The 11,433-nt window shown below is 63.6% G+C and carries 7 protein-coding genes and 1 pseudogene; 4 read left to right on the top strand and 4 right to left on the bottom strand.

Annotation, left to right across the window (positions count from 1 at the left end; all coding sequences use genetic code 11):
* Window positions 1-249: 249 nt before the first annotated feature.
* Complete coding sequence (locus M1B35_RS16635; RefSeq protein ID WP_268262539.1) at window positions 250-1,575, top strand: MFS transporter; 1,326 nt, start codon at window positions 250-252, stop codon at window positions 1,573-1,575.
* Window positions 1,576-1,607: 32 nt separating this feature from the next.
* Window positions 1,608-2,783 carry an L-rhamnonate dehydratase gene (locus tag M1B35_RS16630; protein ID WP_123336193.1) on the top strand — a complete coding sequence of 392 codons (1,176 nt, stop codon included), beginning with the start codon at window positions 1,608-1,610 and terminating at the stop codon, window positions 2,781-2,783.
* Between the two features lie 154 nt (window positions 2,784-2,937).
* On the opposite strand, the gene M1B35_RS16625 is transcribed toward M1B35_RS16630, so the two are convergent.
* The gene (locus M1B35_RS16625) at window positions 2,938-4,518 is read right to left on the bottom strand and encodes an aldehyde dehydrogenase (NADP(+)) (protein ID WP_268262538.1); all 1,581 of its coding nucleotides are present in this window, start codon (window positions 4,516-4,518) and stop codon (window positions 2,938-2,940) included.
* 100 nt (window positions 4,519-4,618) lie between these two features.
* A complete protein-coding gene (gene araD1, locus M1B35_RS16620) occupies window positions 4,619-5,617 on the bottom strand; it encodes an AraD1 family protein (RefSeq protein WP_268262537.1) in 999 nt (332 codons plus the stop codon).
* Between the two features lie 129 nt (window positions 5,618-5,746).
* Between araD1 and M1B35_RS16615 the strand changes: the two are divergent.
* Window positions 5,747-6,690 (top strand): annotated as a pseudogene (locus M1B35_RS16615) (LysR substrate-binding domain-containing protein).
* Here the strand turns inward: M1B35_RS16615 and M1B35_RS16610 are convergent.
* Together M1B35_RS16610 and M1B35_RS16605 are read right to left on the bottom strand one after the other, a co-directional pair.
* A complete protein-coding gene (locus tag M1B35_RS16610; protein WP_123336186.1) occupies window positions 6,687-7,583 on the bottom strand; it encodes a DMT family transporter in 897 nt (298 codons plus the stop codon). The pseudogene M1B35_RS16615 and the gene M1B35_RS16610 overlap by 4 nt on opposite strands.
* 76 nt (window positions 7,584-7,659) lie before the next feature.
* A complete protein-coding gene (locus tag M1B35_RS16605; protein WP_123336185.1) occupies window positions 7,660-9,285 on the bottom strand; it encodes a methyl-accepting chemotaxis protein in 1,626 nt (541 codons plus the stop codon).
* A 412-nt stretch (window positions 9,286-9,697) separates the two neighbouring features.
* Here M1B35_RS16605 and aceK point away from each other — a divergent pair, with 412 nt between their 5' ends.
* Window positions 9,698-11,416, top strand: a complete 1,719-nt coding sequence (gene aceK, locus M1B35_RS16600; RefSeq protein ID WP_268262536.1) for a bifunctional isocitrate dehydrogenase kinase/phosphatase — start codon at window positions 9,698-9,700, stop codon at window positions 11,414-11,416.
* Window positions 11,417-11,433 lie beyond the last annotated feature (17 nt).

Genomic DNA, 11,433 nt, shown 5'->3' with positions numbered 1-11,433 from the left:
GCTTTTTGGCGAATGGGGAAGGCGAAATGTCCGATAACCCTATGTGGCAATAAAGGCTTGGTTGCTATCACCTGTGGTTATCGTTGGATGCCCATAAGTGATTAGCCGCTGTGTTCGCCGCTGGCTAAAGTCGCCCCATCGCTTGAGCCGAAGCCGCCACCGAACACGCTCGCTCAAGACGACTCGACAACTACAAAAAGCCCGCCTTGTTTCTTCCGCAAGGCATGACGGCACTCAAGGAACATCCCTATGACTCGTCCCGATTCGGTCCTGGCGCTGTCCAGCGCTATCTCCAAAAGCCGGCTGCGTTTGCTGCCATTCCTGATCCTCATGTACATCCTGGCCTTTATCGACCGCTCCAACGTCGGCTTCGCCAAGGCCGCGTTGCAGGCCGATACCGGGCTGGGCGATGCGGCGTTCGCCTTTGGCGCCAGCATCTTCTTCATTGGCTACGCCTTCTTCGAAGTGCCCAGCAATTACATGCTCCATCGCCTGGGGGCCAAGGTCTGGCTGTGCCGGATCATGGTCACCTGGGGCCTGGTGTCGGCGGCGATGATGTTCGCCCATAACGCCGAAACCTTTTACGTCCTGCGCTTTATGCTCGGTGTCGCCGAGGCCGGGTTCTTCCCCGGGATCATCCTGTACCTCACCTACTGGTTCCCGGCGCAAAGCCGCGGCCAGGCCCTGGGCCTGTTCTACTTCGGCTTGCCCCTGGCGCTGGTGCTCGGCAGCCCGCTGTCGGGCTGGTTGCTGGAGTTCCACGGGGTGTTCGGCCTGACCAACTGGCAATGGCTGTTCGTGGTCGAGGGCCTGATGGCGTCGGTGGTGGGCATCGCCGCCTATTTCTACCTGGTGGACCGCCCGGCCGATGCGCGCTGGTTGAGCGTCGAGCAGAAGCAGGCGCTGCAAAACGCCCTCGCCGAAGAGGACGCGAAGAAGCAAGGCAGCAGCCCCCACGGCTTTCTCAGTGCCTTGCGCAACCCTCGGGTGCTGCAGTTCTGCCTGGCGTATTTCACCATCCAGATGAGTGTCTACGGCGTGGTGTTCTACCTACCGACGCGCATCGCCGGGTTGCTCGACGGCCATATCGGCCTGAACGTCGGCCTGATCACCGCGATCCCCTGGGTCTGTGCCCTGGTGGTGACCCGCCTGATCACTCGCTACGCCGACCGCAGTGGCCAGCACCAACGCCTGGCGGTGTGCATGTTGACCATGGCAGCCGCCGGTATTGCCGCCTCGGCCCTGGGCAGCAGCATGGTCCCGGTGGTGCTGGCCTTCTGTTTTGCCGCCGCCGGTTTTGTCGCCGTGCAGCCACTGTTCTGGACCATCCCCACCGGTTACCTCAGCGGTGCCGCGGCAGCCGGTGGCATTGCCTTGATCAACTCCATCGGCAACCTCGGCGGCTTTGTCGCACCCAACCTCAAGACCCTGATGGAAACCCAGTTCGCCGATCCGCGCGCCGGCATGTTCGCCTTGGCCCTGGTGGGCATCCTCGGTGCCATCCTGCTGTCGCGCTTGAACACCCGGCACACCCCGGCCTCGCCTAACTCGCTTACGCCGGCCCAGGTCGGTTGATCACTCCCACGCCTTAGCAAGGAACCCACACCATGAAAATCAAAGCTATCCGTACCCGCGTTTTCGAGTGGAAGGGCAAAGTCGTCCCGCCCCAAGCGCACTTCTGCACCAATGCCAGTGACATTCTTTTCGAGCGTGGCGATGCCATGGGCTCGTTCCGCTTCCACGGCTGGCTGGTGGTGGAAGTGGAGACCGACAGCGGCATCGTCGGCATCGGCAACTGCGCCCTGGCCCCGCGTGTGGCCAAGGAAATCATCGACACCTACCTGGCACCCATCGCCATTGGTGAAGACCCCTTCGACAACGAATACATCTGGCAGAAAATGTACCGCCAGAGCCATGCCTGGGGCCGCAAGGGCATCGGCATGGCGGCCATCTCGGCGATCGACATCGCCATCTGGGACATCATGGGCAAGGCGGTGAACAAACCGGTGTTCAAGCTGTTGGGCGGGCGCACCAAGGAGAAGATCTGGACCTACGCGTCCAAGCTCTACGCCAACGACAACCTCGACCTGTTCCTCGAAGAGGCCCAGGGTTACCTGAGCCAGGGCTTCACGGCGCTGAAGATGCGCTTTGGCTACGGTCCCAAGGACGGCCCGGCAGGCATGCGCCGCAACATCGAGCAGGTGCGTGCCTTGCGTGAGCTGGCCGGCCCGGACGTGGACATCATGCTTGAGTGCTACATGGGCTGGACCCTGGAATACGCCCGGCGCATGTTGCCCAAGCTGGCCGAGTTCGAACCGCGCTGGCTGGAAGAACCGGTGATTGCCGATGACATCGAGGGTTATATCGAGCTGAAGAAGATGGGCATCATGCCGATCTCCGGTGGCGAGCACGAGTTCACCTCCTACGGCTTCAAGGACCTCCTGGAACGTCGCGCCGTCGACGTGATCCAGTACGACACCAACCGCGTGGGTGGCATCACCGCGGCGCGCAAGATCAACGCCATGGCCGAAGCCTGGTCGGTGCCGGTGATCCCCCATGCCGGGCAGATGCACAACTACCACCTGACCATGTCCACCACCGCCTCGCCGATGGCCGAGTTCTTCCCGGTGTTCGACGTCGAAGTCGGCAACGAACTCTTCTACTACGTGTTCAAGGGCGAGCCGCAACCGGTCAATGGCTACATCCAGCTCGACGACCACAAGCCGGGCCTTGGCCTGGAAATCTCCGATGAATACTTGAGCGACTTCAATATCATCGAGTAAGGGGCAAGCCACCGCCCTACAAACCACCCAGCCACACAGCACAACGCGGCCCCTTGAGGCCGGCGTTGTGCTGTGTGGAAGTTGCCGAAGGTTTGACCCGGCAAAAAAACGACCGCCCGAAGGCGGTCGTCGCAGGTGCCGGCAGGTTGTGGCGTTACAGCGCCGTGCGCGTGCTTTCGCCGTCCACCAGGCGCTGGATGTTCAGCGGGTTGGCGTTTTGCAGGGCTTGGGGCAGCAGGGCATCGGGGTAGTTCTGGTAGCACACCGGGCGCAGGAAACGCTCGATGGCCAGGGTGCCCACGGAGGTGCCCCGGGCATCGGAGGTGGCTGGGTAAGGGCCGCCATGCACCATCGCATCACAGACTTCGACCCCGGTCGGGTAGCCGTTGAGCAGCAGGCGCCCGGCCTTTTCTTCGAGGATCGGCACCAGGCTGGCGAAGCGCTGCAGGTCGTCCGGCTCGGCCAGCAGGGTGGCAGTCAGTTGCCCATGCAGGCTGCGCAAGGCTTGCTCCAACTGGGCCTGGTCGGCGACTTCAACGACGATGGTGGTCGGGCCGAAGATTTCTTCCTGCAGCACTTCCTCCTGGTTCAGCAGCAACGCTACGTCGGCCTGGTACAGCTGCGGGCGGGCTTGCTGGCCCTGTTGCGGCTGGCCGGCCAGGTGGCGGATGCCCTCCAGGGCGTCGAGGCGCGACAGGCCATTGCTGTAGCTGCGCAAGCCGCCGGCGTTGAGCAGGGTGTGGGCCGGCTGCTCGTTGAAGAACTGGGTGAGGCTGGCGACAAACGCGGAAAACTCCGCCGAAGCGATGCCCAGGACCAGGCCCGGGCTGGTGCAGAACTGCCCCGCACCCAGCACCACGCTGTTGCCCAGTTCCCCGGCGATGCGTTCACCGCGCACACGCAGGGCTTCCGGCAGCACCAGGATCGGGTTGATGCTCGACATCTCGGCAAACACCGGGATCGGCTGCGGGCGTGCCGCGGCCATGTCGCACAGGGCCCGGCCACCGCCGAGGGAACCGGTGAAGCCCACGGCCTGGATCGCCGGGTGCTTGACCAGGGTGGCACCTACGCCGCCGCCATAAATCATGTTGAAGACCCCGGCCGGCATCTCGGTGCGCTCAGCGGCCCGCAGGATCGCCGACGCCACTTGGTCGGCGGTTGCCATGTGCCCGCTGTGGGCCTTGAACACCACGGGGCAGCCAGCAGCCAGGGCCGCCGCGGTGTCGCCACCGGCGGTAGAGAAGGCCAGGGGGAAGTTGCTGGCACCGAACACCGCCACCGGGCCCAGGCCGATGCGGCACTGGCGCAGGTCGGGGCGGGGCAGGGGTTGACGATCGGGCAGGGCGCGGTCGATGCGCGCGCCATAGAAATCGCCGCGCCGCAGGACCTTGGCAAACAGACGCATCTGCCCGCTGGTGCGGCCTCGTTCGCCTTGGATACGCCCAGCGGGCAGGGCGGTTTCACGGCACACCAGGGCGACGAAATCATCCCCCAGGGCGTCGATTTCATCGGCGATGGCATCGAGGAACTGCGCCCGGCGTTCGGCCGAGAGGTTGCGGTACAGCGGGTAGGCCCGGGCCGCGGCCTGGGCTGCGGCGTCGACTTCGCTGTCGGTGGCCTGGATGAATTCATAGGGCAAGGCTTCGCCGGTGCTGGCGTCCAGGCTTTGCAGACGGATGTCGCCCTGGGCGCTGCGCAGGCCACCGATGTAGTTGTGGCCGAGGATCTGAGTCATTGCTGCCTCCTGGTATCACGATGAAACGGGGCGCCTGCTGGCGCCCTGAAGGAAAATCACCGGTTTGACCGGTGTCTGAAAGTGCGTGGCGAGGCCGTCTTCAAAGGCGGCGGACCTCACCGATGCGGACCGGGCATTCGGCCACTTCAATGCCGTTGACCAGCGGTGCGCCAAACTCCGGCAGGCTGATCTCGAAGCGGTCACCGACCCGGGTCCGTACCTGATCGGCAAAGGACAGGGTCGCGGTGCCGAAGAAGTGCACGTGCACGTCACCGGGCCGCAGGAATTGCCGGTACTTGAAGTGGTGGTACTCAAGGTTTTCCAGGCTGTGGCACATGTTGTCCTCGCCGCTGAGGAACTCCTTCTCCCACAGCACCTGGTCGCCGCGGCGGATGCGGCTCATGCCCACCAGGTTGCGCGGCAGTTCGCCCACCCGCAGTTCCGGGCCGAAGCTGCAGTTGCGCAGCTTGGAGTGGGCCAGGTACAGATAATTTTTGCGCTCCACCACATGGTCGGAGAACTCGTTGCCCAGGGCGAAGCCGATGCGATAGGGCTGCCCGTCGTCACCAATCACGTAGAGCCCGGTGAGTTCCGGCTCTTCGCCGGCGTCTTCGGCGAAGTCCGGCGATTGCAGGGCCTGGCCCGGGCGCACGACGATGGAACCGTCGCCCTTGTAGAACCACTCCGGCTGGGTGCCGACCACGCCTGGCGCCGGGCGCCCGCCTTCGATGCCCCACTGGAACATGCGTGCGGTATCGGTGCTGGCGGCAGGTGCATCGGTTTTCTGCTGGTGCATCTTGTCCCGGGTCGAGGCGCTGCCCAGGTGGGTCAGGCCGGTGCCGCTGATCAGGCAATGGGCCGGGTCTTCATGATCCAGGGGGGGCAGCACTCGGCCTTCGGCCAGGGCCAGGGGATAACTTTCGGTGTGGTCCTGGGTGCCCAGGGCCGCCACTTCGGCCGCTAGGTCACGGCCATTGCGAATCGCCTGCAGGGCCAGCTCGCGCATGGTGCGCACCGCGTTTACCGGGCGGATGCTCTCGCCATCGATCAGGCCGACCTGGCGGTGGCCCTGGGTGTTTTCAAACTGGATCATATTCATCGCAAATGAACTCGTGCTTGTTGTTATCCAGGGTCCGGCAGCCGGGCCCGCTTAACAGCACTGTAAAATTCCACGGCGATGCTGCCTAATGAGAGCTGCTGATTGAGCGATAACTTTTAGTCATCCCCTATGATCCCATCCCTGAGCAACATCGCTTCACGCTTGCGCCTCAAACAACTGCGGCTGTTGATCGCCCTGGACGAGCTCGGCTCCCTGCACAAGGCGCCGACGCCATGGCGATTACCCAGCCGGGGGCGACCAAGGCCTTGAATGAAATCGAGTCGACCCTCGGTGCGACCCTGTTCGAGCGCAGCAGCAAGGGCCTGGAACCCAACGATCTGGGGCGCTGCGTGATTCGTTATGCGCGCCTGATCCACACTGACCTGGCCCATTTGCGCGAAGAAATGATCGGCATCCTCCAGGGCCACGGTGGCCGGGTGTCGGTGGGCACCATCATGGGCGCGGTGCCGGTGCTGGTGGAGGGCCTGGCCCGCTTGCGCGCCCGGCAGCCGGAGCTGTCGGTGGAGATCGTCGAAGACACCAGCGCCCGCTTGCTCAGCCTGCTGGACCAGGGGCGCCTGGACCTGGTGATCTGCCGCACCAGCGTCAGCCAGCGCCCCAGCGCCTATGACAGCCGCTCCCGGGCCCAGGAAGCGCTGGTGTTGGTGGCCCATCCGCAGCATGCGTTTGCCGCCCGCAGCGAACTCAAGCTCAGTGAACTGGCGGACAGTCGTTGGGTGGTGTTTCCGGTGAACATGCCGATGCGCCAGACCCTGGAGCGGGAGTTTCGTGAGGCGGGGCTGAGCTTTCCGTCCTACCCGATCGAGACCTCATCGACCTTCACCACCCTGTCTTTGCTGTTGCAGGACCCGACCCTGGTGGCGGTGATGCCGTTATTGGTGGCCCAGGTTGCCCTGCGCCACGGCATGTTGGTGCGCCTGCCCCTGGAACTGAAGTCGCGCAACGAGCCTTATGAAATCGTTACCCGACGTGGGGTCGAACTCAGCGTGCCGACGCGCCTGTTGATCGACGAGTTGATCGAGCCCGATGCGGATTCCCCGGCGCGGCTTTAGCGCGCTGCGGCCCGCTGGGTCGGCCTCAGCACCAGCCACAACGCCACTGCAATCAGTAGCCCGCCATACAGGTGGGCCATGGACAGTGGCTCATCCAGTAGCAAGGCGCCCCACAGCACGCCGAAGGGCGGAATCATAAAGGTCACGGTCATGGATTTGACCGGGCCGATGGAGCTGAGCAGGCGGAAATAGAGAATGTAGGCGAAGGCGGTGCACACCAGGCCCAGGCCCAGCAGCGACAGCCACACGCTCCAGCCGCCCCAACTGGCTGGCGCTTGGGTGGCCACGCTGTAGCCGAACAGCGGCAGCAGGAACAGGCTGGCGCCGAGCATGCTGCCCAGGGCCGCCAGGCGACTGTCGAGGCCGCCGGCCTGGTCCAGCCAGCGCCGTGCGAGAAAGCCGGCAAAGCCGTAGCAGGTGGTGGCCACCAGGCACGACAGGGCGCCCAGCAACAGTTGCTGATCGAAGGCCACTGGCCCGGCGCGGGTCAGGATGCCGACCCCGAACAGCCCCAGGCAGACCCCGGCGATCTTGCTCGGGCCCAGGCGTTCGCTGAAGAACAGCCCGCCGATCAGCACTCCCATCAACGGCGTGGTGGCGTTGAAGATCGCCGAGTAGCCGGCGGGCAGCACTTGGGCGGCCACCGCATACATGGTGGCGGGCAGGCCCGAGTTGATCACCCCGAGCAATAGCACGGTCTTGAACTTGCCGCGAAAATCCCAGTTGATCCGCATCAGGGCGAGGATCACCAATAGCCCGACGGCGGCGATCGCCACCCGGAAAAATGCGCTGGGCGCGGTGCCGAGCACCGGAGCGATGATCCGCATGAACAGGAAGCTGGCCCCCCAGATGGCGGCCAGCGACAGCAGGCGCAGGATGTCGACAAGTCTCACGGCAAACACTCTTGGCTTTTTCAGGGGCGAGAGTGTTGCCGAGGGCCTGGGGGGCTGGCAAACCCTAATGCATCCGTTACAGCACGAAGCGGGTCACCAGGCCGTTGAGGTCGATGGCCAGGCGCGACAGTTCCTGGCTGGCGGCCGAGGTCTGGGTGGCACCGGCGGCGGTCTGGGTCGACAGGTCGCGGATGTTCACCAGGCTGCGATCGACGTCCCGGGCCACCAGGGCCTGCTGCTCGGCGGCACTGGCGATCACCAGGTTGCGCTGGCTGATATGGGAAATCGCCGAGGTGATTTTCTCCAGGGCGCTGCCGGCGCTGTTGGCCCGTTTCAGGGTGTCCCCTGCGTGCTCCGCACTGCTTTGCAGGGCGCCCACGGTGGCATCGGTGCCTTGCTGGATGCGTAGGATCATCTGCTCGATTTCTTCGGTGGAATCCTGTGTACGCTGCGCCAGCGAGCGGACTTCGTCGGCCACCACCGCAAAGCCGCGACCGGCTTCCCCGGCCCGTGCAGCCTCGATCGCCGCGTTGAGGGCCAGCAGGTTGGTCTGCCCGGCGATGCCGCGAATCACTTCCAGCACCTTGCTGATGTCTTGGGCCTGGCTCGCCAGGCCCTGGGCCTGTTCCGAGGCACCGAGCACTTCGCTCACCAGGTTCTGGATCGAACTGATGGTTTCGCTGACCTGGTAATGCCCGTGCTTGCTGTCCTCGTCCGACGCCTGGGAGGCTTCGGCGCTGGACACGGCGTTGCCGGCCACTTCATCCACCGCCGCGCTCATTTCAGTGACGGCGGTGGCGGCCTGTTCGATTTCATCGTTCTGCATCTGTAGGCCACGGGTGCTCTGCTCCATGACCGAACTCATCTCTTCGGCGGCGGAGGCCAGTTGCTGGGACGAATCGCTGATGCCCCGCAGGGTGGCGCGCAGGTTGTCCTGCATCGTGGCCAGGGCGCTGAGCAATTGCGCCGGTTCATCCTTGCCGCTGCCGTTCACCGTCTGGCTCAGGTCGCCGGCGGCGATGGTCCGGGCCACGGCCAGGGCCTGGCTCAGGGGCGTGGTGATGCTGCGGGTCAACTGCCAGGCCAGGAGCAGGGTGGCCACCAGGGCGACGATGATGATCAGGCTGACGATCCACACCGAGCGGTCATACATCAGCGCGGCGTTGTCCGAGGCGGCATCGGCGCCTTGCTGGTTGAACACAATCAAGTCTTCCAGGGCCTGGTCGAGGACTGTGCCCACCGGCGACAGTTCGTCGTTGAGCCGGGTGTAGGCCTGGGTGGTTTGGCCGTTGTCGATCTGCACGATGATTTGGTCGAGGATCTTCAAGTATTGGGCGATAGCGTTCTGTACTTTGTCGAGCATGACCCGTTCCTGGTCCGTGCTCATGTTCGCCGCATAATCCTTCAGGCGTCCGGCCAGTTCCTGGCGCTCGCTGCTGATGATGGCTTTGCTTTTATCGTGGCTGGCCGCCTGGTTGTTGGCGATCAGGCGCAGGGCTTCCATGCGGATCGAGGCGACGTTGGCCGCGCCGTCATGGATGTTCTCGATGCTTGGCATCCAGGATTCTTCGATGACTTTGGCGCTTTCGCGCAGGGTCGCCATCTGCCCCAGGGAAAACACTCCAACTACGACCAACAGGGTGGCCAGTAGCGCAAAACTCAGTGCGGCGCGCAGACCGATGCGAATGTTCCTGATCGACATAAATTGCTCCTTGGGCGGTTTGACATGGGTATTCCTCTTCGCACTTGGATTTTGTTTTTAGGGCATGAAGGCGCGCTGTATATCAAAGAGCCATCACTCTGGTAAGGCGCATTTGCCCCGGTGTTGCCTTGGATCAAGAAGGGCGTTTGGTTCGAGTCGAGGGAGTTGGAGATTTATTGACGCCGGGTTATTGGCGTGCAGGGCAAGTGGTAGGCGGCCTGCGAGGGAATCGATCAAGTTGGCGCCGGATGACTTGTGGGTATTTTTTTGACCGAACGGTCGATTAAAAATAATTGCAAGTGGCTGTGTCCATTCGACGTCCCCGGCTGCTTCGTGGGTTAAAAATGCGCTTCTCCTCAAGCCGTTTCACTGGCTAAGCTCAGGCACTGAAAATTCCCGCAGAGGTTTTCCTATGTCGCAGTCATGGCCAGCCGCCGATATCGCTCGAATGATCCTCGAGGGCTTCGACGATTATCGTGAGCACTTCCGCCGAATCACCGACGGTGCGCGGATGCGTTTCGAGCGGGCCCAGTGGCAGGAGGCGCAGCGGGCCTCGGCGGCGCGGATCAACCTCTATGAAGACAAGGTCGGCGAAACCGTGGCCCGCCTGCGTGCAGCCTATGCTGCCGAGGTGCTGCTGGATGTCAGCCAGTGGCCGCTGGTCAAGAGTGCCTACATCAGCCTGATCGACCTGCGCTTCGACGATGAGCTGTCCGAGACCTGGTACAACTCGACCTTCTGCGGGCTGTTCAGCCATGACCTGATCAGCGACGGCTGCATGTTTATCCACACCACCCGGCCCAGCCTGCGCCGGGCCCGGGCAGCGCAGACCCGCACCTACAAGCCCGCGGGACAACTGGCGGCCACACTGGAACAGATTTTCATCGACTACGGCTTCAGCGAGCCCTACGCCGATTTGCCCGGCGACCTGCGGCGCCTGGAAGCCCAGTTGCGCGAAAACCTGCCGGACTGGGTGTGCAAGGACCCGCAACTTGCGGTGGAGCTGTTCTCCTCGGTGCTGTACCGCAACAAGGGCGCCTACCTGGTGGGGCGCCTGTACACCCAGGATGAGCAGTGGCCTCTGGTGATTCCCCTGCTGCACCGCGAAGGCCGGGGCATCCAGATCGATGCCTTGATCACCGACGAGGCCGATGTCTCGATCATCTTTTCCTTCACCCGCTCCTATTTCATGGTGGATGTGCCGGTGCCGGCGGAATTCATCGGCTTTTTGCGGCGCATCCTGCCGGGCAAGCACATTGCCGAGCTGTACACCTCCATCGGGTTCTACAAGCACGGCAAGTCCGAGTTCTACCGGGCGCTGATCAACCACCTGGCCAACACCGACGACCAGTTCATCATGGCGCCCGGCGTGCGCGGCATGGTCATGAGCGTGTTCACCCTGCCGGGGTTCAACACGGTGTTCAAAATCATCAAGGACCGGTTCTCGCCGTCGAAAAACGTCGACCGGGCCACGGTGATCGAGAAGTACCGCCTGGTGAAAAGCGTGGACCGGGTCGGGCGCATGGCCGACACCCAGGAGTTCGCCGATTTCCGCTTTCCCCTGAGCAAATTCGACCCGGCCTGCCTTGAAGAACTGCTGGAGGTGGCGCCGTCCACGGTGGCAGTGGAGGGCGAGACGGTGCTGATCCGCCACTGCTGGACCGAACGGCGCATGACCCCGCTCAACCTGTACCTGGAAAATGCCAACGAAGCCCAGGTGCGCGAAGCCCTGGAAGATTACGGCCTGGCCATCAAGCAACTGGCGGCGGCGAATATCTTCCCCGGCGATATGCTGCTGAAGAACTTCGGCGTCACCCGGCACGGCCGGGTGGTGTTCTACGACTACGACGAAATCTGCTTTCTCACCGAGGCCAACTTCCGCCACATCCCGGAACCGCGCACCCCCGAGGATGAAATGGCTTCTGAGCCCTGGTACTCCATCGGCCCGCTGGACGTGTTCCCTGAGGAGTTCCCGCCGTTCCTGTTTGCCGATGCCGGGCAGCGCAAACTGTTCAACCAATTGCATGGCGAGCTGTATAACGCCGATTACTGGAAAAGCCTGCAAGCAGCCATTCGCGCCGGCAAGGTCATCGACGTGTTCCCGTATCGGCGCAAAGGAGCTGAGGAGTAGAGGCAGCGGCAAGCGGC

It is taken from the genome of Pseudomonas morbosilactucae, assembly GCF_023241665.1.
GTDB classification, from domain to species: Bacteria; Pseudomonadota; Gammaproteobacteria; order Pseudomonadales; family Pseudomonadaceae; genus Aquipseudomonas; species Aquipseudomonas morbosilactucae.
This window is presented reverse-complemented; position numbering and strand designations above follow the sequence as displayed.

Excerpts from the sequence above, each read along its gene's own strand:
- M1B35_RS16635 (WP_268262539.1), top strand. The coding sequence starts at position 250 with ATGACTCGTCCCGATTCGGTCCTGGCGCTGTCCAGCGCTATCTCCAAA.
- M1B35_RS16630 (WP_123336193.1), top strand. The coding sequence starts at position 1,608 with ATGAAAATCAAAGCTATCCGTACCCGCGTTTTCGAGTGGAAGGGCAAA.
- M1B35_RS16625 (WP_268262538.1), bottom strand. The coding sequence starts at position 4,518 with ATGACTCAGATCCTCGGCCACAACTACATCGGTGGCCTGCGCAGCGCC.
- araD1 (WP_268262537.1), bottom strand. The coding sequence starts at position 5,617 with ATGAATATGATCCAGTTTGAAAACACCCAGGGCCACCGCCAGGTCGGC.
- M1B35_RS16605 (WP_123336185.1), bottom strand. The coding sequence starts at position 9,285 with ATGTCGATCAGGAACATTCGCATCGGTCTGCGCGCCGCACTGAGTTTT.
- aceK (WP_268262536.1), top strand. The coding sequence starts at position 9,698 with ATGTCGCAGTCATGGCCAGCCGCCGATATCGCTCGAATGATCCTCGAG.